Source organism: Ralstonia sp. AU12-08, assembly GCF_000442475.1.
Lineage (GTDB): Bacteria > Pseudomonadota > Gammaproteobacteria > Burkholderiales > Burkholderiaceae > Ralstonia > Ralstonia insidiosa.
Genome location: NZ_ASZV01000031.1, coordinates 1 through 24,419 on the forward strand (window position 1 = coordinate 1; position 24,419 = coordinate 24,419).

Annotated in this window: 18 protein-coding genes; 10 read left to right on the top strand and 8 right to left on the bottom strand. The window is 64.8% G+C overall.

All coding sequences use genetic code 11. The annotated features are described in order from the left end of the window. The 6 genes from C404_RS46085 to C404_RS46110 all read left to right on the top strand — a co-directional run. Positions 1 to 799: LTA synthase family protein (locus C404_RS46085; protein ID WP_021195551.1), on the top strand; the 799-nt coding region annotated here is incomplete at its 5' end. Positions 800 to 874: 75 nt separating this feature from the next. Then, positions 875 to 8,503: a type I polyketide synthase gene (locus C404_RS46090; protein ID WP_031329561.1), complete on the top strand. Its 7,629-nt coding sequence runs from the start codon at positions 875 to 877 to the stop codon at positions 8,501 to 8,503. Further along, the gene (locus C404_RS46095; RefSeq protein WP_031329562.1) at positions 8,500 to 9,396 is read left to right on the top strand and encodes a UDP-3-O-acyl N-acetylglycosamine deacetylase; all 897 of its coding nucleotides are present in this window, start codon (positions 8,500 to 8,502) and stop codon (positions 9,394 to 9,396) included. The genes C404_RS46090 and C404_RS46095 overlap by 4 nt, the downstream gene beginning before the upstream one ends. A gap of 16 nt (positions 9,397 to 9,412) precedes the next feature. Further along, positions 9,413 to 10,768, top strand: a complete 1,356-nt coding sequence (locus C404_RS46100) for an aminotransferase class I/II-fold pyridoxal phosphate-dependent enzyme (RefSeq protein ID WP_031329563.1) — start codon at positions 9,413 to 9,415, stop codon at positions 10,766 to 10,768. 11 nt (positions 10,769 to 10,779) lie between these two features. Beyond that, positions 10,780 to 11,439, top strand: coding sequence for a GNAT family N-acetyltransferase (locus tag C404_RS46105; RefSeq protein ID WP_031329564.1), 660 nt, complete (start codon positions 10,780 to 10,782; stop codon positions 11,437 to 11,439). A gap of 426 nt (positions 11,440 to 11,865) precedes the next feature. Next, positions 11,866 to 12,939, top strand: coding sequence for a porin (locus C404_RS46110; RefSeq protein WP_031329565.1), 1,074 nt, complete (start codon positions 11,866 to 11,868; stop codon positions 12,937 to 12,939). A 249-nt stretch (positions 12,940 to 13,188) separates the two neighbouring features. On the opposite strand, the gene rrtA is transcribed toward C404_RS46110, so the two are convergent. From rrtA to C404_RS46130, 4 genes are all read right to left on the bottom strand, one after another. Continuing rightward, a complete protein-coding gene (gene rrtA, locus C404_RS46115) occupies positions 13,189 to 13,881 on the bottom strand; it encodes a rhombosortase (protein ID WP_021195557.1) in 693 nt (230 codons plus the stop codon). After that, positions 13,821 to 16,295: an ExeM/NucH family extracellular endonuclease gene (locus tag C404_RS46120; RefSeq protein WP_031329567.1), complete on the bottom strand. Its 2,475-nt coding sequence runs from the start codon at positions 16,293 to 16,295 to the stop codon at positions 13,821 to 13,823. Before C404_RS46120 ends, rrtA begins: the two co-directional genes overlap by 61 nt. 121 nt (positions 16,296 to 16,416) lie before the next feature. Beyond that, entirely contained in the window at positions 16,417 to 18,318 is a 1,902-nt protein-coding gene (locus tag C404_RS46125) for a bifunctional metallophosphatase/5'-nucleotidase (protein WP_021195559.1), read from the bottom strand. 218 nt (positions 18,319 to 18,536) lie between these two features. Further along, positions 18,537 to 18,884 (bottom strand): RcnB family protein, encoded by a 348-nt coding sequence (locus C404_RS46130; protein ID WP_021195560.1) that lies wholly within the window; start codon positions 18,882 to 18,884, stop codon positions 18,537 to 18,539. Positions 18,885 to 19,308: 424 nt separating this feature from the next. On the opposite strand from C404_RS46130, the gene C404_RS46135 reads away from it, so the two are divergent. From C404_RS46135 to sorB, 4 genes are all read left to right on the top strand, one after another. After that, positions 19,309 to 19,734: a universal stress protein gene (locus tag C404_RS46135; RefSeq protein WP_021195561.1), complete on the top strand. Its 426-nt coding sequence runs from the start codon at positions 19,309 to 19,311 to the stop codon at positions 19,732 to 19,734. 117 nt (positions 19,735 to 19,851) lie between these two features. Further along, positions 19,852 to 20,484 (top strand): LysE family translocator, encoded by a 633-nt coding sequence (locus C404_RS46140; RefSeq protein WP_021195562.1) that lies wholly within the window; start codon positions 19,852 to 19,854, stop codon positions 20,482 to 20,484. 115 nt (positions 20,485 to 20,599) lie between these two features. Then, a complete protein-coding gene (sorA, locus tag C404_RS46145; RefSeq protein ID WP_021195563.1) occupies positions 20,600 to 21,850 on the top strand; it encodes a SorA family sulfite dehydrogenase catalytic subunit in 1,251 nt (416 codons plus the stop codon). 10 nt (positions 21,851 to 21,860) lie between these two features. Then, positions 21,861 to 22,205 (top strand): SorB family sulfite dehydrogenase c-type cytochrome subunit, encoded by a 345-nt coding sequence (gene sorB, locus C404_RS46150; protein WP_021195564.1) that lies wholly within the window; start codon positions 21,861 to 21,863, stop codon positions 22,203 to 22,205. Positions 22,206 to 22,261: 56 nt separating this feature from the next. Here sorB and C404_RS46155 read toward each other — a convergent pair whose 3' ends face one another. Genes C404_RS46155 through C404_RS46170 form a run of 4 tightly spaced genes read right to left on the bottom strand, consistent with a single transcriptional unit; the run spans position 22,262 to position 24,404 of the window. Beyond that, entirely contained in the window at positions 22,262 to 22,489 is a 228-nt protein-coding gene (locus tag C404_RS46155; RefSeq protein ID WP_021195565.1) for a sulfurtransferase TusA family protein, read from the bottom strand. Positions 22,490 to 22,540: 51 nt separating this feature from the next. Continuing rightward, the gene (locus C404_RS46160; RefSeq protein ID WP_021195566.1) at positions 22,541 to 23,122 is read right to left on the bottom strand and encodes an NUDIX hydrolase; all 582 of its coding nucleotides are present in this window, start codon (positions 23,120 to 23,122) and stop codon (positions 22,541 to 22,543) included. A gap of 15 nt (positions 23,123 to 23,137) precedes the next feature. After that, on the bottom strand, positions 23,138 to 24,175 hold the full coding sequence (locus tag C404_RS46165; protein ID WP_031329569.1) for a threonine aldolase family protein: 1,038 nt from the start codon (positions 24,173 to 24,175) through the stop codon (positions 23,138 to 23,140). Between the two features lie 40 nt (positions 24,176 to 24,215). Next, on the bottom strand, positions 24,216 to 24,404 hold the full coding sequence (locus C404_RS46170; RefSeq protein WP_021195568.1) for a 4-oxalocrotonate tautomerase: 189 nt from the start codon (positions 24,402 to 24,404) through the stop codon (positions 24,216 to 24,218). Between the last annotated feature and the right edge of the window lie 15 nt (positions 24,405 to 24,419).

Here is a 24,419-nt window from a genome sequence, read left to right on the forward strand (position 1 = left end):
GGCCTGGGGCGCAAACACGATGCGTACGGAATTCGCACTACTGTCGGGCCTGGATGCCGCCGCACAAGGCTATGCGCAGTTCTACCCGTACGCCTATATTCACCGGCCATGCACCTCACTGGCGGGATGGTTCGGTCGCGCGGGTTACCGCACGGTGGCCATGCATCCGTATCACGGGGATTTTTTTGGCCGGAATCGCGTGCTGCCGTTGCTGCATTTCGATCGGTTTCTCGACATCCGACATTTCGATCAGGCGCGGCGCGCTGGCCCCTACGTGGCTGACGTTGCCGTGGCCGATGCCATTCAGGCCGAACTGGAAGCTGCTGGCGACTCGCCTGTATTCGTCATGGCAATGACCATCGAGAACCACGGGCCGCTGCACCTGGAGCGCGTAGCGCCCGGCGAGGCCGCCTCTTATCATGCGTTTGGCGAAGGCAAGCCGTGGGATGACCTGACGGCCTACCTGCGCCATTTGGTGAATGCGGATGCCATGGTCGGACAACTGACGCGCTATCTGGCTGGCCGCAACCGCCCCGCGATCCTGTGCTTCTATGGCGACCATGTGCCGGCATTGCCGGCGGTGTATCGCGAGACCGGCCAGCAACCCATGGATAGCGACTATCTGGTGTGGTGCAGCGATGCTGTGTCGACACCGCCCCCCCGGCAAAAACGCGTGCAGGCCCGTATCGAATCGCTGGGGCAGTTGCTGATCGATTGCATCAGCACACCACTTCCGGCATCCCCCGATGCCGGGACATCAAGAACAAACGCGGCGAACACTGAGAACCAGCAGCAATAGTCTCTGCCATCCGTGTATGCGCCAGGGTGGCAATGTGAAGCCGCAAGCAGAGCAGAAATCGAGCAGGTTAAGAAGATGAAGGATGCAATCGCTGTCGTTGGAATGTCGTGTCGGTTTCCGGGGGGAGTGCATAGCCCGGAGGATTACTGGAGGCTTCTGGTTGCCGAAACCGATGCCGTGACCGAGGTGCCACCCGACCGCTTCAGTACCGAGTTCTATCAACACCCCTCCAAGCGCGAACCCGGGAAGAGCTACACCTTCGCAGCCGGCGTCATCGATGACGTGGCTGGCTTCGACGCGGAGTTCTTCGGCATCTCGCCACGCGAAGCGCAGCAGATGGATCCGCAGCAGCGCCTGCTCCTCGAGCTGGCCTGGGAAGCGTTCGAGCATGCGGGACATGCGCCCCAGCAAATGGCTGGCCAGGACTGCGCAGTGTTCATCGGCGTGGCGGCACAGGACTACGGCGACCGCGGCGTCGACGACCTCAGCGTGGTGGATGCGTATTCCGCCACCGGCAATACGCTGAGCATCGCGTCCAACCGCATCTCGTATCTGTTCGACCTGCGCGGGCCGAGCATGTCGATCGACACGGCGTGCTCGTCGTCGCTGGTCGCGCTGCACCAGGCGTGCAATGCAATTCGTGCCGGAGAGGTGGAAACGGCCCTGGCTGGCGGCGTCAACCTGCTGCTGCATCCGTTCCCGTTTGTCAGCTTTGCCAAGGCGTCGATGCTGTCGCCCAATGGGCGTTGCCGCGCGTTTGATGCCTCCGGCGACGGCTATGTGCGAGCCGAAGGCGGTGCACTGGTCATGCTCAAGTCGCTGTCCAAGGCACTGGCCGACGGCGACACCATCCACGCTGTGATCGCGTCGTCGGGGGTCAACTCGGATGGCCATTCGCAGGGTGGCATCAACGTGCCGACATCGGCAACGCAAGCGGCGCTGCTCGAAAACGTTTACGCCCGTGCAGGCATCGACCCGCGCGAGCTGGACTACCTGGAAGCGCACGGCACCGGCACCGCAGTTGGAGACCCCATCGAGACGCGTGCGCTGATCGACGTCATCGGCAAGCTGCGCAGCCCCGATGCGCCGCTGCTGATCGGCTCGGCCAAGACCAATGTGGGGCACCTGGAAACGGCGTCTGGCATGGCGGGTCTGATCAAAGCGATCCTGTGCCTGAAGCACCGCGCAGTGCCAGCATCGCTCCACTTTCGCACGCCGAATCCCAACATCGACTTCACGGGCGGCAACCTGCGTGTGGTCGACCGCTACACGCCGCTGCCACCCAAGGACACGCCTCTGCTGATCGGCGTGAACTCGTTCGGTTTCGGCGGCACCAATGCACACGTGCTGTTGCGCGAAGCCGCGCCATCCACCAAGGCGGTCGCAACCGGCAAGGCACCAGACCGCTCCGCCCCGCTGATGCTCAGCGCGCGCTCGGAAGACGCACTGCGAGCGCTGGCTGCCGCCTATGGCGACCAACTGAACGCGGGCATATCGTGGCAGGCACTGGCAGGCGCCACGGCCCATCGCCGGCAGCCCTTGCGCTACCGTGCGGTCATTGACCCATCCGACACTGGAGCGGCAACAGAAGGCGTCACGGCGCTGGCTGCATTGGCGCAAGGTGAAAGCGCTTCCGTTGTGGTCACCGGTGAAGACGTTACCAGCGACGGCAAGCTGGCACTGGTGTTTTCCGGCAACGGCTCGCAGTGGGCCGGCATGGGGCAACGCCTGCTTCAGGAAGGCAGCGTCTTCCGCACAACCGTAGAACAGATCGATGCCTTCTGGTGCGCTGACGGTAGCGCGTCGCTGCTTGAAGTGATGCGCGCGGGCGCCACCGCCGAGTGGCTCCAGCAGACGGAAAACGCGCAGCCGCTGCTATTTGCGATGCAGGCAGGTATCGTCCATTCGTTGCTGGCGCAAGGCCTGCGCTTCGATGCGTGCTACGGCCATAGCGTAGGTGAAGTGGCCGCAGCGTATGCCGCTGGCGCCCTGTCGATGCATCAGGCGGTGCGCGTCATTAAGGTGCGCAGCCGCGCCCAGGCACTGACCGCTGGCAAGGGCAAGATGGCCGCTGCGGGCGTGAGCGAAAGCGCTGCGCGCGAACTGATCGCCGAATTGGGCCTGGGCGATGTGTTGGAAGTCGCCGGCATCAACAGCCCCGGCGCCGTCACGCTGGCTGGCTCGCTCGCTGCGCTGGAGGCCGTGCAGGCACGCCTGGCCCAGAGCGGTCATTTCTTCCAGGTGCTCGACCTGGACTACGCCTTCCACAGCCGGCAAATGGATGCCATCCATGATGTCGTGGTCGAAGGCCTGCGAGACCTGCAACCGCAGGCCACGCACTGCACCCTCATCTCAACGGTGACCGGCACGCCGCTGTCGGGCACCGAACTGGACGCCAGCTATTGGTGGCGCAATATCCGCGAGCCGGTCCAGTTTGAACCGGCCACACGCCAACTGATCGATGGCGGCATGCGACTGTTCCTGGAAATCGGACCGCACTCCATCCTGCGCACCTATGTGTCGCAGTCGCTGGAGACGGCACGTGCGAACGGCATCGCCCTGCCGACGCTCAAGCGTAACCACGACCAGGGCAGCCAGTTGCGCCATGCCTTCTGCGCGGTGCTCGCGCACGGCGCGCGGCTGGACCGCAATACCGTCTACCCCGACGCACACCGCGAGATCGTGCTGCCGACCTATCCGTGGCAGCGCACGGCCTATTGGGCGCCCTTCACGGCGGAAGGCTACGACCTCATTCACCGCCACCGTGAGCACCCGCTGCTCGGCTACCGGTTGAAGGACGCTGCTGCGGCCTGGGAAAACCAGATCGATCCGGTCAAGCTCCCGATGCTTGCCAGCCACGTGGTGGATGGCGCCGTTACCTTCCCGGGAGCGGGCTACGCTGAGATGGCGCTGGCTGCCGCGCGCAGCTACTTCGGCACGCAGGATTGCGCGGTCGAGAACCTCGAAATCCGCACGCCGGTGGTCTTCCAGCCGCAGCAAGGCCGCCTGTTCCGCTTGACGCTCGATCCGCGCACGGCGGGGTTCGTGATCGAAACACGCCCGCGCGTAAGCGATGATCCCTGGACCATCAATGTGACCGGCCGCCTACTGGTCGGTGGCCCGTCGCAAGCCGCACCGATCATTGCGCCGCACAGCCTGGCCGCGCTCGAAGCCCAAAATCCCGTTGCCGGCCGCACGTTGTATCAAGCGGCACTCGCCCTGGGCCTGGAATTTGGCGAGGCGTTCCGCTGGGTGCAAACGGTCAGGGTCGACGGCGACGTTGCGCTGGCCGAGTTGGCGGTACCTGCCTCGCAGCAGGAGCAGCTCGCGCGCTACGCGATGCATCCCGGCGCGCTCGACAGCGGCCTGCATCCGTTGCTGGCCCTGATGGCCGCCGACCAGACCGGCACGGGCCAGGCCGCCTATGTACCGGTGCAGTTCGGCCGCATGGACTACTTTGGCGGCGTGCCCGCCCGCGTGGTCGCACGCATCGAACGCCGCAGCCCGCATTCGCTGGTCGCCAGTTTCCAGTACCTGGATGCGGCCGGCCATACGGTGCTGAAGCTCACTGCATGCCGCTTCCGCCGCGTTGACCTGATCGGCCGTCGTCATGGCAAACCGGGGCGCTATGTCTTTGCCCTGGAGGCCAAACCAGCAGTCGAAGCCGCAGTTTCGGCCGCGGCACCGTCGCCGGCCAGCCTGCTGGCCACGGCGGCCGCCGCAGTCGCCAGCATCGAAGACGCAGCACACCGCGACCGACACCTCGCCGAGGTCATGCCACTGCTCGACGTACTGGCCGCAGCCTATGCCCTGCGCGCCGTCCAGGCACTCGATGTGCTGGGCAAGGCCGAATTGCCGGTGTGCACGAACCCGGCGCTGCTTGCGCGGTTGGTCGACATGCTGCTGGAAGATGGCGTCCTGACGCACCGCGACAGCGTGCTCGCATTGGGCGACGAAACGCTGCCGGCCATCGAAGATCTCTGGCGTAGCCTGCTCTCGCTGTCGCCCGGCCACGTTGCCGAACTGACACTACTGGCACATTGCGGCGCATCGCTGCCCGCAGTTCTGCGCGGTACGCTGGAAGCGGCTGCCGTGCTGCCGTCGACGCGCAACAGCCTCCTGGACCATCTGTTCGAAGCCTCCCCCACCTGGTCGCATGTGAACGCCATGACCTGCGCCAGCCTGGATGCATGCATCGAAGGATGGACCGAGCGGCGTCCGATGCGGGTGCTGGAAATTGTCCCGCCGCAGGCCAATCTGTTCGAGCCGATCGGCGCGCGCGTGCAGGGCCTCTGCGACTACACCATCGCTGGCAGCGCCGAGCAGCTCGGCGCGTTTGATACGGGCCGTCATCCGCTGATCCGGACCGCGACCCTGCAACTGGGCGGGCAGCCCGCGCTGACGGTTGAAGCCGGACGCAGCGGCACCTTTGATGTGGTGGTGATCAACAACCTGCTGCGCGCCTCTGACAAGCCCCAACGTTTGCTGGCGGCGCTGCGCACGTGGATGGCGCCAGGTGCGCTGCTGGTGCTCAGCGAGGCTCAGGCAAGCCGCTTCTCCGACATCGTGTTCGGCCTGTCGCCCGAATGGTGGTTTGCGAGCCGTGGTGACCTGCTCCCCACGGAATCCATCGAAGCCATGCTGCTGGCCGAGGGCTTCCAGGCACCAGCCCGCCACGTCGAGGCCGATCTCCAGCTTGAAGGCGCCCCGGTGCTGCTGCTGGCACGCCGGCAGCTTGGGCGCCCGGCGGATTCGCACGACATCGACGCACTCGCCGCCAACGAAGAACACTCGGCAGCCAACTGGCTGGTGGTGTGCCCCGGCGCACCGGCCGAACTTGCCACCACGCTGGCTGCGGCCATTGCCGGTGCAAACCCGGCAGATGGCAGCTCGCGCGTTGCGTTGGTGGACTCGCCCGAAGCCGCGCTGGCGCATGCAGCACTGGACGACACCGCGGTACCTTGCCAGATCGTCTTCCTTGCCGCAGACGCACCACAGCTTGAGGCTGATGTGGACGCCACCAAACTGATGCAAGCGCAGGAGCCGACGTCGGTTGCGCTGGCGCGGCTGGTACGTGGCTTGAGCGGCAAGCGCGCGAGCGTGCGTCTGTCCATCGTCACCCGTGGCGGCGCGCCGCTGAGCGCACCCGACACGCCCGCTACGGCGCTGCAGCCGGCACAGGCCACCCTGTGGGGTCTGGGCCGCGTGCTGATGAACGAGTACGCAGAACTGCATTGCAGGCTCATCGATATCGATCCGCGCGAAACGCAGCCGGTGCCGGCGCTCAGCCGTGAGCTGCTGTGCAACGATGCGGAAGACGAAGTGGTGCTTGGCCTCGAAGCTCGCTACGTGTCGCGCATGTTGGCGGCTGAAGTCGGTGAGTTGCGCGAGCACGCGGCACGCGCTGCGGCGGGTGCCGCGGCCGTACCCGCCGTGCTCGGCTTCAAGTCAGCGGGTTCGCTCAGCCACCTGGAGTGGTTCCCGCTGCCCGCGTTCGTGCTGGAGCCTGATGAAGTCGAAGTGGAACCGGTGGCCGCGGGCCTGAATTTCCGCGATGTCATGTACGCAATGGGCCTGTTGTCGGACGAAGCCGTCGAGAACGGCTTTGCCGGGCCCACCATCGGCATGGAGTTCTCCGGCCGTGTCACGCGCGTGGGCAGTGCGGTCACGGATTTTGCCGTCGGCGACCCGGTGCTGGGCTTCGCCCCGGCCTGTTATGCAAGCCGGCTGCGCACCCGCGCAACAGCATTGGCTCACAAGCCCGCACGGCTGAGCTTTGAAGAAGCCGCCACCATCCCGACCACGTTCTTCACGGCACACTATGCACTGAACGAACTGGCACGCATCCGCAAGGGCGAACGCGTGCTGGTGCATGGCGCGGCCGGCGGCGTCGGTATTGCCGCTGTACAGCTGGCGCGCCACCTTGGCGCAGAAGTCTTCGCCACAGCCAGCAGCAATGAAAAGCGTGAGTTTGTGCGCCTGCTCGGCGCGAGCCGCGTGTTCGATTCGCGCAGCCTCGCATTTGCGGACGACATCCGCTCCGCAACCGGCGGCGAAGGCGTCGACGTCGTGCTCAACTCGCTTGCCGGCGAAGCGATGGTGCGCAGCATTGACGTACTGCGTCCGTTCGGCCGCTTCCTTGAGCTCGGTAAGCGCGACTTCTACGAAAACAGCCGGATCGGCTTGCGCCCCTTCCGCAACAACATCAGCTATTTCGGCATCGATGCCGACCAGTTGATGGATGTATCACCGCAGCTCACCGCCGCGCTGTTCACCCAGGTGATGGCGCTGCTGGAACAGGGCGTGCTCGATCCGCTGCCGTACCGCGCCTTCCCTGTCGCGCGCATTGAAGATGCCTTCCGCTACATGCAGCAAGCACGCCAGATCGGCAAGATCGTCGTGACCTTCGCTGAAGGCGTGCCCGCACCGCAGGACACCGACGCACCGCATCTTGCGCTGGACCCTTCCGGCGCGTACCTGGTTGCGGGCGGCACCGGTGGCCTGGGCTTCGCCACGGCACGCTGGTTGGTCGAGCGCGGCGCTCGCCATGTTGTGCTGGCGAGCCGACGTGGCACGCTCACGCCCGAGCTGGCCGAAGAAGCGGCACGCTGGCGCGACACGCTGCAGGTCGGGACGACCGTCGTGTCGTGCGACCTCAATGACGGCGCTGCAGTGCAGGCATTGGTCGACAAGCTGGGCAGCAACGGTACGCCGCTGAAGGGGCTTGTGCATTCGGCCATGACCATCGCCGACGGCCTGATCGCCAACCTGGATGACGCCGCCATGCGCGACGTGCTGGCGCCCAAGGTTGCCGGTGCCTGGAACCTGCACCAGGCCACGCGCGGCCTCGCCCTTGACTTCTTCGTCGTGTACTCGTCGGCCACCACCTTCCTGGGCAACCCTGGGCAGTCCAACTACGTGGCCGCCAACGCCTTCCTCGAAGCGCTGGTCCACCAGCGCCGCGCGCTAGGCCTGCCGGGCACCTACATGGCCTGGGGCCCGCTGGAAGATGTGGGCTTCCTCGCTCGCAATGCGCAAACGTTGGAAGCGTTGCAGGGCCGTATTGGCGGCCGCGCCATCACCTCGGCGCAGGCGATGGCCGCCCTTGAGCAGGTACTGCTGCGCGGCCAACCAGGCGAGGCGGTACTGTGGCTCGACTGGAAATCCATCTCGCGCGTCATGCCGGCTGCGCGCTCACTGCGCTATCTCGACATGCGCAGCGGCATCGGGCAGGAAACGCAGCGCGCCGATGGCGCCAGCATGCTGATCGAGATCCGTGCGCTCGTGCTGACCGAAGCCGTGCAACTGGTGATCGAAACCCTGCAAGCGCAGATCGCCCGGATTCTGCATCTGTCGGCCGCCAAGATCGACCCGGACCGTTCAGTGACCGATCTGGGCATGGACTCGCTGATGGGCATGGAGCTGGGCATGGCGATCGAGGAATGCTTTGAGGTCAAGCTACCGGTGATGATGTTGGCCGAAGGCGCAACCGTGCGCTCGCTGGCGCAGAAGATCGCCGAATCGGTGCGTGCCGGGGCATCCGAAGGTCAGGATGCAGGCGCCGCCAGCGAGATGGAGCAGCAGTTGGCTTCCCTGTCGGCTATCCACGGCACGGACCTCAGCAGCGAAGATCTCCAGAAGATGGCCAGTGAGTTGCGCACCAACCGTTCGATCAACGATGTAGCCACCGAGACGACGTCGTGACGACATCATCGGGCTGGGCAACCAATCAGGGCACATTGGCGCGCGAGCTGCGCCTGTCCGGCCACGGGCTGCATACCGGCAAGCGCGTCAACGTACGCGTGCATCCCGAAGGTGTCGGTCACGGCATCGTGTTCCGCCGTATGCGTGGCGGCCAGCAGCTCGCAGTGCTGCCGGCCTCTGCGGGGCTACGCCTGGCGCAGCCGCTGTGCACAGCGCTGCAAGACGCCGAGGGCCAGCGCGTACGCACGGTGGAACACCTGCTTGCTGCCTTGCTGGCCAGCCAGATCGACCACGCCACCGTCGAGATCGATGCCGAAGAAGTCCCCATCCTGGACGGCAGTGCTCTACCCTGGCTGCAGGCGATCGAGGCCTGCGGGCGCCTCCCGCTGGATGCACCCAAGCGCTTCCTGCGGGTGCTCAAGACCATTGCAGTAGAAGACGGGCCCATGCATCGCACCACCCTGGAGCCGGCTGACCACTATGCGATGTCGGTCACCAACGATCTCAAGGGGTTCGGTGAGATGAACTGGCAGGGCATCATCGATCCCGCCTCGTTCGCCGCTGACATCGCGCCATCGCGCTCATATGGGCGCCTGCGCTGGGCGCTGCCGGCCATCCTGTTTGGCTACCTGCGCGGCAAACCCATCCTGCGTGGCGCAAGGCTGTCATGCACCGCCACCATTCTTGGCTCCGGCGTCATTGGCGGCATGCGCCTGCCGATGGAGTTCGTGCGGCACCGCGTGCTCGACCTGGTTGGCGACCTTGCCCTGCTGGGCGCGCCGCTACAAGGCAAGGTCACGGCCTTGCGCCCCAGTCATGAAATGAACTATCGGCTTTGCGCCGCCCTGCTCGCCCAGCCCGACGCCTGGGAATGGGCGACCCCACCACGTTGATGAAGGAACGCGCAGCATGAGACTGGGAGACCAGTTGCGGCAGCAGCTTGCCGCCAAGGCCCTGAAGCGCCAGCTTGACCGGGTCACAAAGGAAATGGAGACGGGCGCCGAACGGGCGGCCGCGACTGTGCACAACGGTCGAGCGGCACAGCCGGCCACGCCGGCGGACTACGCGGCACTGTGCCGCTTCGACACGCTGCCTGCGTATCAGCAGGTCTCGATCATCCGCGAAGTGAGTGAGCGCATGGGCGTTGCGTCACCCTTCTTCCGCGTGCACGAAGGCGTGGCCGGTGCCACCACGCAGATCAACGGCCAGTCCTACATCAATTTCGCCAACTACAACTACCTCGGCCTAGCGGGGGATTCCGTGGTTTCCGAGCACGCCAAGGCGGCGATCGACCAGTACGGCACCTCGGCTTCGGCAAGCCGCATGGTGGCCGGCGAGCGGCCGATTCAACGTGACTTGGAGCGTGCGCTGGCCGATCTCTACGAGGTCGATGATTGCGTCGCCTTTGTGAGCGGGCATGCCACCAACGTCACCACGATCGGCTGCCTGTTCGGCCCCGGTGACTTGATCCTGCACGATGCGCTCGCCCACAACAGCATCGTGCAGGGCGCGCAGCTCAGCGGCGCCAAGCGACTGAACTTCCCGCATAACGACTGGGCCGCACTGGATGCGCTGCTCACGCGCGTGCGGCGTGACTATCGCCGCGTGCTGATCGCCGTGGAAGGCATCTACAGCATGGACGGCGATTTCCCCGAACTGGAACGCTTTGTCGACATCAAGCGCCGCCACGGCGCTTTCCTGATGGTCGACGAAGCGCACTCGCTCGGCGTGCTTGGCGCAACCGGCAGAGGGATCCGCGAGCATTTCGGGCTGGCCGGTCGCGATGTCGACATCTGGATGGGAACCTTCAGCAAGACGCTGGCAGGCTGCGGTGGGTACATCGCGGGTGAGCAGGCGCTTATCGATATCCTGCGGCATCTGGCGCCCGGCTTCCTTTACAGCGTCGGCTTGTCGCCGGTGCTGGCTGCCAGTTCGCTGAGCGCGCTGCAGCGCATGCTGGAAGAGCCACAGCGCATCGCCACGCTCCGGGAGCGCGGACGCCAGTTCCTGGAGACTGCGCGCGAAGCCGGTCTCAACACGGGCCTCAGCGCCGGATACTCGGTCGTGCCGGTCATCGTCGGCAGTTCGCTCAAGGCCGCGCAGTGGGCCAATGCGCTGTTCGAAAAAGGCATCAACACGCAACCGATCTTCTATCCAGCGGTGGAAGAGAGAGCCGCCCGACTGCGCTTCTTCATTTGCTCCACCCACACGCCGGAACAGATCGCCTATACGGTGGCGGCAGTTGCGCAGTTGGCTAGCAAGTAGCAAGCAACATCATGGATACGGCTCCCCAGAGAAACGCAGTATCAAGTTCAGCGCTCACGTTCCGCCGCGCTGTTGCTGGCGATGCCGCTGCGCTCGCGCCTTTGGTGCTGGCTTCCGGCAGTCAGGAATTCGACTGGCTGCTCGGCGTGCCGCCGCCGGAATGCGAGGCCTTTCTGCGCCGGACCATCGCCACTGCGCGCGGGCGCTTCTCGTGGAGACGCCACTTGGTCGCTACGCTCGATGGGCAGCTTGTCGCAGCGCTCGCCATCCAGGACGGCAGTCGTAACTGGCTGGATGACCCGTACTCGGCCCAAGATTTTCTGCGACATTTTGGCCCACGCCGCACACTTGGCATTATTCAACGCGGCCTGACCCTTGAGAGCGAGATCCCTGCCCCAAAGCGTCGGCAAACACTGTTGGCGCATTGCGCCACGCATCCCGATCTTCGCGGCCGCGGCATCTTCCGCGCCCTCTTCGCCTATGCGATGACGCAACAGTTGCTACCCGGCGCACCCGGCCAGATGCTTGTGCTCGACGTGCTGGACACCAACAGGCAGGCAGCCGCGCTTTACCGGGAACTCGGCTTCGAGCCGATGGAAGCCCGCCGCCGTTCACCCAAACTGCCGGCACACCTGGCGGCTACACGGATGCGGTATCGCGCGCAGGCCTGACTGGCTTCGATGCGGCGGTTAAATCAAATGACAGAACTAAGTATGTAGAACTCTCTGTGGAGGGCTTGCGGACGCGGGTTCGATTCCCGCCGGCTCCACCAAACACCGCACTCAAACGTCTTCGACGTTTGGCAATGAAACCCCGCTGGGCTTGGCTCTGCGGGGGTTTTTGTTGCCCAGCCCGCAGCTGACATCTCTGCCCGCATCACGCGCGGCCCGCCATCTCCCTGCCCTCTTACTGTTCACGCAATGCGGACGGCGCTTGCGAGTCGCTTACGAATTGCTAGCAGTACGCCAACGAAATTTCACGTGCCGTCAATAGCCTGCGTCCTGCCGCTACGCCAGGGGGGGCGAATGCGCTCATGCCATGCGCGCTTGGCCGATGGCGGCGACATCCTTTCACCCGAACATACGTTGAGATAGACAGTGAAAAAAGCTTTCCTCGCAATGACAGCCATCGCCGCAGCCTGTGGCGCTTCCGGGGCACTCGCCCAAACCGCATCTGGCGTCACGCTGTACGGCCTGGCCGACATTGGCATCGAAGCCATCAATCACGTGCCGGGCAACAGCGCCGGCGGCAACACCGCTGTCCGCATGAACGCCGGCAACCTGAGTGGTTCGCGCTGGGGCCTGCGTGGCACGGAAGATCTCGGCAACGGCCTGAAGGCGATCTTCACACTCGAAAGCGGCTTCGACCTCGACACCAGCATGTCGGCCCAGGGTGGCCGCCTCTTCGGCCGCCAGGCTTACGCTGGCCTGCAGGGCAACTTTGGTGCTGTCACGCTGGGCCGTCAGCAGACCGCGCTGTACGACCTGTTCGGCGCCTATGACCCGATGGGCGCAAACCCGCGCTACTCGCTGGCTGCAGTCGACTCGGCATTCAATGGCCGCGCTGACAACGCCATCAAGTACACCGGCAAGTTTGGCGGGCTGACCGCCATCGGCTTCTACAGCTTCGGCCGCGATAACAACGGCGAAGTGCCGGGCGCACCGAAGGTGGCTCGCAACTACGGCCTGGGCTTCGCCTATGCCGCAGGCAATCTCTCGATCGGTACCGCGTATGACCAGTACCAGGGTGCCACCGTGGCACTGCAGGATCGCAGCGCCAAGCGCGCCGCGATCGGGGCTTCGTACGCCTTTGGCGATGCCAAGGTGTTCGGCGGCTTCCGCTGGCTGCGTGACGACGGTACGGCCAGCGCCACGGCCACCATCACGCGCACCAATGTCTACTGGCTGGGCGGCCAGTACCGCGTCATGCCGGCCCTGGTGCTGACGGGTGCTGCGTACTACACGGACAACCGCAACTCGAGCGCGGATCCGTGGTTGTTCGTGCTGTCGGCTGACTACTCTTTCTCCAAGCGCACCGATGTCTACCTGAACATCGGCTACGCGAAGAACAAGAACGGTTCGACACAGGGCCTGAGCGGCTCGGGCTCGACCTTCGTTGCTGCGGGCGAGAACCAGACCGGCGCCACGATCGGCCTGCGTCACCGCTTCTAAGCCGTACGCGCCGGACGACGGCACATCATCAAATCGTCGTCACCCGCACCTCCCCTACGAGGCTGCGGCGTGACGACACCACGTTCATATCGACCTTGCCTCCTTGCAGGGCTCGTTGGGCCGATTCTTCAAGCTTGGATCGGCCTCTTTTTGTTTGCGCTCGTCTCCCCTGCGAGCCTGTGCATGCGGGCAACCGCGTGCGCCATCAACGTCGCGCCACGTCCGAAACACACCGTATCGACGACGCACTCAGCGCGTTGCCGGCCCAGCGGGATTGGCTTGCGAGCCCATGGCCTCACGTCTGCGGCGAATCATGGGGACGCACAACATCAACGCACCGACTGCCAGCCCTGCCAGGTGGGCGGCGGCAAGCGGCGGAGCACCGAGCCACGCCACAGCTTCCACGTTGACACCACCGAACCACTGCCAGACAGCACGGCCCAGGAGGGTGGCCAGCACAACGGCGGCAATCGCTTCGCCACGCGCACGTGGCAGCAGCGCCAGCGCAGCAAGGCCGTAGTTGATGCCGGAGAACCCAGCGTAGTACTGCAGCCCAGGCAGGGCCGCAAAGAGCATCAGACCGATCAGCGTGGCAAGCACCACGCAGCAGCGCCAGGCGCGCAGCGACGCGGGCAGGATGGCCGCGAGCGCGACCAGGCCCCCCACGTTGAGCAGGCAGTGCACCCAGGTGAGATGCACGAAGTGGCCGGAGACCAGCCGCCACACCTCACCGTTGAGGATGGCGGCGCGGTCATAGCGCAGTGCGTCGACCACTGTGGCCCCACGGGCCTGCAGCACAAGCATCAGCAAGGCGGCCGCCAGAAAGCCCGGATGCACCGGGCTGTGCGACCGCCAGTCAGGCCAGCGGTGTGTCCAGACGCTCAGGCGCGCCACGAACGTCGGCGCGCCAGGGCGACCATGCCGGCCGTCAGCGTCAGCCACATCAGCGGATCCAGCGAGCCCGAGCCCGAATCCCCCGCGTTGTTGCTGCCGCCGGGCGTGCCCGTGCTGCCTTCCGGTGTCGTGCCGCCGGTGCCCGGGGTACCGCCAGTTGCTTGCGTGTTGAGCGCAAAATCAACCAGCACCGGATCGTGGTCCGAAGAGCGGTAGGCGTCCGGCGCATAGTACGTCTGTTGCTGCTCAGCGCTCTTGTAGGCCAGCGAGTATTCCAGCGCGATCGGCTCGTCGGCGTTGATGTGCCACTCGTGCACGGCGCGCACACGATCCGCCAGGCCGGACGTCGCCAGGGCGTGGTCGATATAGCCGGACTCACCGCCAAAGACATAGCTGTACGCGTCCTTGCCAACGAACTTGGCCACCATGTCGGCGTAGCCCTTCTGCGCGAACAGCAGCACCGGGTCTTCCTTGGCGTAGCTGTTCAGGTCACCGATGAGCAGCTTGCCCACATCGGCCACGCCCGTCGGCGAGGTGGCGAGCCAATCGGCGATCAGGCCAGCGGCACGCAGGCGGGTGGGGTTCCAGCAGCTCTGGCCATCGCCCTGGTCAGCATCCTTGCCGGTGGCGCCGGTACAGCCCTTGGACTTCAGGTGATTGACCACCACGGTGAAGTTTTGCGTGCCCCCAATACGCCGGAAGCTGCGTGCCAGCGGCTGGCGGTTCTTGTCGTCGATCGCCAGCGTTGCGACCGAGCCAACGGGCTCCACCGTGCGGCTGTTGTAGATGATGGCCACCGTGATCGCGTCGCCGCCCAGCTTGGGCACGCCCGGATCAACGAAGCGCCAGTCGGCGCCCAGCTGGCTGGTCAGGCGGCGGATGGCACTCAGGTCGCCATAGCCGTCGTTCTCGATTTCCATCAGGCCGATCACGTCGGCATTGATGGCGCGGATGGCGGAAACGATCTTGGCTTCCTGGCGCTCGAACTCGGCTTGCGTCTTGGCGCCGCGGTTGTTCGGATCATCGAAGCCAGCACCCTTGCCGTCACCATTGAAGTAGTTGAGCACGTTGAACGAAGCTACGCGCACGTCTGCCTGTGCGTGACGCGTGGGCGCGCCTGTGCGCGGGTTGCTGGCAGCGTTGAAAACCGGTGCAGTGGCGCCAGGCACCGGTTGCAGGCGCCACGCGTTGTAGCGCATTTCCAGCACGCCTTGCACGCCGCTCACCGTATAGCCGGCACGCACCGGGTTGGCGGCAGACAGGCCTGGCGCCGGATAAGGCACCGCGCCCGGGTTCTGCTGGTTGGAGCCGTCGTCGAGCACCAGGCGGTTGAGCGCGTTGGCCGCAGCTTGTGCAGCCGCACCATTCGCGGCCGGGGCCACGTTGGTCGGCAGCGGCAGGCGGCCATTGCTGAGCAGCACGCTGCCATAGCGGCCGAGTTCGTAGGTTTCACTCACAGTGAGCGTCTGCGGCAGGCGCACCAGCATGCCTTCATAGGCCGACAGCGACTTGGTATCCGCCACCGGCAGCGTCACGTCCACCGGCGTCACGCGGTTGCCGCTGGAGCAGCTTGCCAGGCCATTCGCGGCCAGCGTCAGTTGCGTCTGGCCATACTTCTCTTCGACTTTGCCGACGAGGTGCACCAGATCGCCCGCACGCGCTGTCACGCCGGGTGCATAGATAAACAGGCCTTCCGACACGCCCGCCAGCTTGCGGCGCTGCGCGTCCGGCTGTTGCACGAAGAAGCCGTTAAAACCGTTGGTGCCGCTGTAGTCGGCCGTCACCACCGCCTCGACCTCGACGTTCTGACCGGCCAGCGGTGACGTTGCCCCTGCGCCCTGCACGTCTGCGATATGCGTGGCTGCCGCGCCGCACACAGGCTGCACCGGCGGTGGCGTGGGCGTGCCGCCCTGACCGTTGTACAAGCCAAGGTCGGAGAAGTCGTCAACGTTGAACGCATCCCACTGCACAGCCGGATCGAAGACTGCGGAGACATTCGTATCGCCCTGCTTGACCGTGCTCTTGCGGCGCAGTGTGTGGTCCATGGTGCCGGCCGAGGCCGTGCCCCAATAGCCCACTGCGGGCCGGTAGCCGACCTGGCCGATGTGGTCCACCACCGTGCCGGAGCGCGTGAGGGTGATGGCATCGTCGCCGTTGAAGGTGAACGCCGTGGTCTGGTTGACCTTGGAGCCGAGCACGGCAGCCAGCGTGCTGTGGGCCATCACGTACACCGCGCCCGGCGCGAGCTTGCCGGTGAGCGCAAAAGACGTGGTCGGCGTGGTCGCACCGTTGTTGTACTGCTCGACCTTGTAGAGCGACAGATCCACCTCGGTGCTGTCGGGGTTGTAGATCTCGAGCGCCTTGTTGTTGGAGGTGCCTTCAACGTATTCGCTGAAGATGAGCTCGGCATGGGCGGGCAACGCCATGAAGAGCGCGACTGGGAGGATGTGGTGCAAACGCATGGGGTCGGGGGGCTTGGTGCTGTGGGGGAAGGGAACAAACGGGGAATGACGGGTGCAACGGAAACAACAGCGCAGCCCGGCGCACCGTGGAAACCTCCACGGCACGCCTGGGCACGCTCAATCAAGGCGTATCGGTAAAGCTCTGCGTGCTGTAGTCGGCCACCGGCAGCTTGTTGAGTTGCTTGGTGGTGCCGGGCAGGCCATCCACGTAGGTGAGGAAGGCTTCTGCGTAGTCGAGGCCGACTTCGGTGCGGCGTGTACCGGTCACGCTCTTCATCGTGGTGTAGCCGTCCTGGCCATCCGCGAGGAAGTTGATGGTGACCACGCTGTAGATCTTGGCCAGATCCAGCGGCACGTAGCCCGAGGCGGTCTTCACTTCGAGCTGGCTCAGGCGCGCGCCGGTGGCCTGGTTCAGGTCCACCTTCCAGCGCAAGCCACCGGTGTAGGGGTAGGAACCGGTGTTGTTGGCCACCACCGATGCGATGGCGTCTTCCAGCGTGGCCTTCACTTCAGCGCCCGTCATCTTGAGCTGCACTAGCGTGTTCTTGAACGGCAGCACGCTGTAGATGCCGCCCACGGTCACGTTGCCGGCCGGCAGATCAACGCGCACGCCGCCACCGTTCTGGATGGAGATGTCAGCATTGAAGAACGCCTTGCCGCGCTCCAGGAAGGCCTGGGCCACGAGTTGCTGTACGTCACCGCCATGCGCGATGACATCGGCGTCCTTGTTGCAGACGTCGCCCAGCGTGGAGCGCGTGGCGTCCCGCTTGGTGCCGGGCACGCGGCGCAGGCACAGGTTGGTCGGCGCGGTGGCCACGACCTTCTTGCCCAGCGCGTCCTTGTCGGCCTTGTAGCCGGCCAGCTTGGCGGCGGCAGCGGTATCCGGCGTCGTGATACGCAGTACACCGCTGGCAGCGATGTCCTGACGGATGGCAGCGGCGTCAGCATCGGACACAGCCACCGTGCCACGCTTAAAGGTGTCGCCAATCAGCACATGCGGCGTACCCTGGCAGTTGACGACATCACCGTTCTTGTCGAAGTCCACCTTGAGCTCACCGACTACGTAGCTGTACTGCCACGCCTGCACCACGCAAACGGGCTTGCCGTCCTTGTCAGTGGTGCGGGTCGGGTAGTCGCCTTCCGGGGTCAACCCCAGCGGCTGCATGGTGGCCTTGGGCCCAAGCAGCGTGTGCGAATCTGCACCCACGATCACATCGACACCGCTGAGCTGTTTGGCCAACGCCAGCTCGCCGGTGTAGCCCACGTGCGAGGCAATCACGATCTTGTTGATGCCCTGCGCACGCAGACGATTGATCTCCGCCTGCGCGGCCACAGCTTCGTTGTCGAAGGTGGTACCCGCATCCGGGCGCGAAGAATTCTTGGTCTTGTCAGCAATGGTCAGACCGATGATGCCGATCTTCTGCCCATCACGCTCCACCACAGTGGAGGCCTTCACCGGGCCATTCGCCAGCGCGGAGGTGGCCGCAAACTTGGCATTGGCGCTCAGCACCGGCGTCTTGCAGTTGCCCGCGTGCAGATAGTTGATGAAGGTCTTCAGGCCGCTGTCGGTGTTGTCGAACTCGTGGTTGCCCAGCGTGAACGAATCAAAGCAGACCGTGTTCATCATCTCGGCATCGGCCTTGCCGTTGCTGAGGTTGAAGTACAGGTCACCGGTCACGGCATCGCCCGCGTGGATCTTCACCACGTTGCGCGATGCAGTGGCCAGCGATTGGATGGCGGACGTCACGCGCGCGAAGCCGCCGTACTCCACATCAATCGCCTCGCGCTTGCCCGCAGCCGTCATCAGGTTGAGCTTGACCGACTCTGCATCGAGATGGGAGTGGTGGTCGTTCACGTGCAGGAGCGTCAGCGACAGCGGCTTGGCTTCGGCAGGCTGCGCCGTTGCGGGCGGCTGGGTGGATGCGGTTGTGTCGTCACCGCCGCCGCAGGCGGCCAGCGAAAACAGCGTCGAAATCAGGACGAGCGAATACGCGCCCGCCTGACGTTTGGAATGGCGTGCCATGGTTGACTACGGTGGGGTTGGGTAAGACGCAGACTTTCAGCAATGCGGATGACGTACACATTGCGGGCCGTCATGCATCTTTCAGCGATCCCTAAGCTACCTTTTTGTTTGCTTCGCCCCACCGCGCGCACCCCCGCGATTGACGTTGCTGCGCCCCCCAAAAAAACCCGCGACGCTTTCGCAGTCGCGGGTTTTTTGTTGATCAACGAAGATGCGCGCTATCCGCCGATGGTCACGTTGAGAACAACACCACTCGGTTGCACGAGGTAATAACCGCCGTTGACGCCAATCCAGTGGGCCCCGCGCGGCGGCGGCGCCAGATGGTGGTCACGCCAGTTGTCGATGATGTATTGGCGATCGCGGTACTCAGGCGGAATCCGCTCGCCGCGGTTCCAGCGGTGGGCCATCTCGCGGTCAGCACGACGGTCGACATCGACACGCTCTTCGTGGCGGTCGCGATCCCAGCGGCGATCGTGATCGCGGTCATGGCCTTGTGCGTGGCTCGCAAGCGGCACCAGCGCAGAGACCGCCAGCATCAAGGAAGTCAAAATCTTGGCTTTCTGCATCGACCTTCTCCTATGGAACGTCCGGTCAGCGCCGGACCTTGCTTGCAGTCTAGGCTTGAGGGTGCCTTAAGGCTGTGACGAACACGGTTAAGGATGTAACGGAAGATTATTGGGCGTCACTCATCGGCTCGCGGCGGTGCGGTCTTCGTGGGGATCGGGGTGCCGGTGTTGCCACTGGCGTTCGTGCTGGTGCGGCGGGCACCTCATCCTGTTTGGGTACCTCACGCCATATCTGCACGCGCCACACGGCGCGCTCCCCCTGTTTACGCGTTCTTTACACCGCGCGCGATCTCTTTACACCATCTTTGCGGCGCACTCCGTATAACGAAATCAGGCCGCATGCCCTGACAGCGGCCCTGCCCGGCCACCACAGGCGAACCCGACCCAGCCTGCCGCCGCCCGCTCAACGTGTAAGGAACGCGCAATGCTCAAACTCCTCGTCCCCGTCAACGGCTCCCGGCATGCGCTGGATGCCGTGCGCCATGCAGCCTTCCTGTATCGGGATCGCTGCGCGTCCGACATCGTGCTGCTCAACGTGCAGGAGCCGATCGAGGGCGGCCGCGCCAGCGCCTACCACCCGTTGGAGATGCTGCGCAAACTCGAAGAACAAAGCGGGGAAGAGGCGCTTCGCCCGGCACGCAGCATCCTGGATGATGCCGGCGCCAACTACACCGCGCAGGTCAAGATCGGGCGCGTCGCTGAAACCATTGCGCAAATGGCCGCCGCCAACCAATGCGACATGATCGTGATGGGCACAGCCGGGCGCACCGCCGTCGGTTCGCTCATGTCGAGCCGGCTGTCCAACCGGTTGATCCGCCTGTCGTCGATTCCGGTGACGCTGGTGCGGTAACGCGTTCTGCCGGACCAATACAGAATCCGTCAATTTCTAGGACTTCTGTACCTGTTGGGCCATTCCCGCCGGGTGCTAGCCTGCAAGCTCATCTGTTCTCGGCTCACAGGCTTCATCATGCCCACCCTCACCAACCTGCTCACCTTTGCACTGGTCGCGCTCGGCATGGTGCTGACGCCCGGCCCGAACATGATCTATTTGATCTCACGTTCGATCTGCCAGGGGCGCAACGCGGGGCTGATCTCGCTGATGGGCATTGCCACCGGGTTCGTGTTCTACATGCTGTGCGCAGCATTTGGCATCACGGCCCTGTTGATGGCGGTGCCGTTTGCCTACGATGCGCTGCGCTTTGGCGGAGCGATCTACTTGCTGTACCTCGCCTGGCAGGCGGTGCGCCCGGGCGGCCGCGCGCCGTTCCAGGTACGTGAACTGCCGGTGGATAGCCCGCGCAAGCTGTACACGATGGGCTTGCTGACCAGCATGCTGAACCCGAAGGTGGCGGTGCTCTATCTGTCGCTGCTGCCGCAGTTCATCGAGCCGTCGCACGGCAGCGTGCTGGTGCAATCGGTCTGCCTGGGCGTCACACAGATCTGCGTGAGCGTGACCGTCAATTCGATGATTGCGGCCACCGCCGGCAGCATTGCCGCGTTCCTGTCGCGCAAGCCGAGCTGGCTGTCGATCCAGCGCTATTTGATGGGGACGATGCTGACCAGCCTGGCGCTGCGCATGGCGATGGAAGCACGCAAGTAAGCGCTCGATGGTACGCGGTCACTGCGGCGCACCGTCCTCACCGTCGACAATCCTGATTGACACGGGTGCCGCCATGTCCTTGGATACCGTGAGGTGACCCCAAGGAGATGACGGCATGCACCCAGACGATCCACAGCAACGCGCCCGGCGGCGCGGCGTACTCAAGGCGCTTGGCACGCTCGGTGCCGGCACTGCGCTCAGCCACCCGGCACTGACCGCGCTGGCTGCCACCGCAGGCAGCGTGACCCTGCCCTTCGACAACGGCGAACGCGAGCTGGTGGCCTTTCCCCAGAAGCGCCCGCTGATCCTGCTGACCAGCCGTCCGCCGCAACTCGAAACACCATTCGCGGTGTTCAATGACGGCACCATCACGCCCAACGATGCGTTCTTCGTGCGCTACCACTGGGCCGGCATCCCCACCTCGATCGACCCAGCAACATACCGCCTGCAGGTGGGCGGCAACGTCAACACGCCGCTCGATCTGTCGCTGGCAGACCTGAAGGCGCTGGGTGAGGCGCGCGAGATCGTGGCCGTCAACCAGTGCTCGGGCAATGGGCGCGGGTACTTCCAACCGCGTGTGGGCGGCGGGCAGCTCTCCAATGGGGCGATGGGAAACGCGCGCTGGACAGGCGTGCCGCTCAAGCAAGTGTTGGAGAAGGCCGGCGTGCGCGCGGGCAGCGTGCAGGTGGTGTTCGACGGGCTCGACCACCCGCCGCTGGCCGACGCCAAGAGCCCCGATTTCATCAAGGCGCTGGAGATCGACCATGCACTCGACGGCGAGGTGATGATCGCCTGGGCCATGAACGGCGCCGACCTGCCCCTGCTCAATGGCTACCCGATCCGCCTGATCGTGCCGGGCCACTATGGCACGTACTGGGTCAAGCACCTCACGAACATCCAGGTCGTCGACAAGCCATTCGACGGGTTCTGGATGCGCACGGCCTACCGGATTCCTGATAACACCTGCGCCTGCGTGGCGCCCGGCACCGCTCCTGCCAAGACCGTGCCGATCGGCCGCTTCAACGTGCGCTCTTTTATCACCAGCCTGGCCGATGGCGCGACCGTTGCGGCCGGGCGGGAACACATCGTGCGTGGCATCGCCTTTGATGGCGGCTACGGCATCACCGAGGTGGCCTTCTCCGCAGATGGCGGGCGCACATGGGTGGAAGCGCAGTTGGGTGAAGACCTGGGCAAATACTCGTTCCGCGAATGGCGTGTGCCATTCAAACCCACTCGGCGCGGCGCGTACGAACTCAAGGTGCGTGCAGTCAACCGCATCGGCCAGAGCCAGCCGATGACGGCACTGTGGAACCCGCCAGGCTACATGCGCAACGTGGTGGAAACCACGCGCGTGACCGTTGCGTGAGGAGGCCACCATGCTCAATCGCAAGACACTGCGCTCCTGCCTCGCGCTGGCAACGCTAATGGGCGCGACGACAACGCACGCGTTGGACGTCACGCTGCCGCCCGAGACCGCGCAATACAAGCCGAGCGACCTGCCGGGCTACCGGCTCGTGCTGCAGAACTGCATGATCTGCCACGCCGCGCAGTACGTGCAGACGCAGCCGCCCACACTCCCGCGCAGCTACTGGGAGGCCACCGTCAAGAAGATGAAGGTGCCGTTCGGCGCGCCATTTCCCGAGGAAGACATCCCGGCGATGGTCGACTACCTGGTGAAGACCTACGGCGCAGAACGCCCGCAAGCCGGTCCCGCCAAATGACAACGGGGCGATCCGGCTAAACCGGATCGCCCCGCTTGTTTGAACACGCGGCCGGATCAGCGACGGCGCATGTAGAACGTGAAGACCTTGTCGTGCTCGCTGTGCTCCAGCAGTTCGTTGCCGGTCTGCTTGGCAAACGCCTGGAAGTCGCGCGTGGCGCCAGGGTCGGTGGCGAGAATCTTGAGCACGTCGCCGCTCTGCATATCGGCAAGCGCCTTCTTCGTGCGCAGGATGGGCAGCGGGCAATTCAGGCCGCGTGCGTCAACTTCCTTCTGGAACTCCATGTCTTCCTCTGGGTTTCGAGCAAGCAAGCTTGGGGGCACTGCTCGCGTAAGTCATTCCGCTATTGTAACGAGCCGCGTGGGCTGCCACTGGCGCGGCGGCGGCTCGGCGGGCTCTCCGGTGCGGATGTCGATGTAGCTCACAGGCAAGCCGCGTGCCGCCAGGAAGTCCGCCACCGCATAGCCGGTGCCAGCCGTCCACGGGCGCACTTTCTCAAACGGTTTCAGGCGGTATTCGACCAGCTCTTCCGACAGCGCGATCTCGCCATCGGCCACCACGTGGTAGGCAATGATCAGCTCGTTCTTGCGGATGAACTCGTACACGCCGATCAGCGAAATCGATTGGGCATCGAGATTGGTCTCTTCCTTCAGCTCGCGTGCGATGCCCTCTTCGGGCGTTTCGTCGCGCTCCATGAAACCGGTGACGAGTGCGAACATGCCTTCGGGCCACAACGCATTACGCGCCAGGAACATCTGCCCACGATACTCGACCACCGCTGCCAGCACCGGCAGCGGATTGTTCCAGTGGACAAAGCCACAATCCGGCGCCGGGCATGCGATGCGCAGGCGTCCGGCGTTGTGCTGCTCGACGAGCGGCGTGGCGCATTGCGGGCAGAAGCGGTAGTCGAAGCTCATGGTGATGAGGTCAAGTTATGCGGCGTGTTCGCAAGCGAGGCGGATGTCGGCGGCAAAGGCTTCCACCGTTTCGGGCAGCACATCCCACGAGCACATCAGGCGGCAGCCGCCTGCACCGATGAACGTGTAGAACTTCCAGCCACGTGCGCGCAGTGCTTCGATGGCCGGCAGCGGCAGCTCGGCAAACACGGCGTTCGATTCAGTCGGGAACATGATGCGCACGCCGGGCACATCAACGATGCGCGAATGCAGCAGTTGCGCCATCGCGTTGCCGTGGCGCGCGTTGCGCAACCACACGTCGTTCTCCAGCAGGCCCAGCCACGGTGCGGAGATGAACCGCATCTTCGATGCCAGTTGCCCCGCCTGCTTGACGCGATACGCAAAATCTTCCGCCAGACGACGATCGAAGAAGACGACCGCCTCGCCCACGGGCAGGCCATTCTTCGTGCCGCCAAAGCACAGCACATCCACGCCCGCGCGCCAGGTGATTTCCGACGGATGCACGCCCAACGACGCCACCGCATTCGCAAAGCGCGCGCCGTCCATATGCACACGCAACTGGCGGCGCTTGGCGATGGCAGCAATCGCACGCACCTCTTCCACCGTGTAGACCGTGCCCACCTCCGTCGACTGCGTGAGCGAGACGACCTTGGGCTTCGGGTAGTGGATATCGGAGCGGCGCGTGACCAGCGCTTCCACCGCATCGGGCGTGAGCTTGCCGTTTTCCCCCTTGGCGGTCAGCAGCTTGGAGCCGTTGGAGAAGAACTCGGGGCCGCCGCACTCGTCCGTCTCGATATGCGCCAGCTCGTGGCAGATGACCGAGTGGTACGACTGGCACAGCGATGACAGCGCCAGCGAATTGGCCGCCGTGCCGTTGAAGACGAAGAAGACTTCGCAGTCGGTCTCGAACAGGTCACGAATGCGATCGCACACGCGCTGCGTCCAGGAATCGTCGCCATACGCGGGCTCGTGGCCACTGCCGTTGGCCTCCAGGAAGTACTTCAGCGATTCCGGGCAGAAGCCCGCGTAGTTGTCAGAGGCGAAATGTTGCATGGGCTGCATCGCGGGCCGGCGGCGTGATTGAGGAAAGGCGTTACTTCTGTTCGGACCAGAGCACGCCGCCGGTCGCCCAGTTCTCGCGCTTGACGTCGTTGATGATGATGTCGACCGCGCCCGGCACACAGCCCAGGGTTTCGCAGGTGACGCGCGTCACTTCTTCGACGAGCTTCTTTTTCTGCTCAACAGTACGGCCTTCAAACATCTCGATATGGAAAGTCGGCATGGTGTCTCCGGTGTT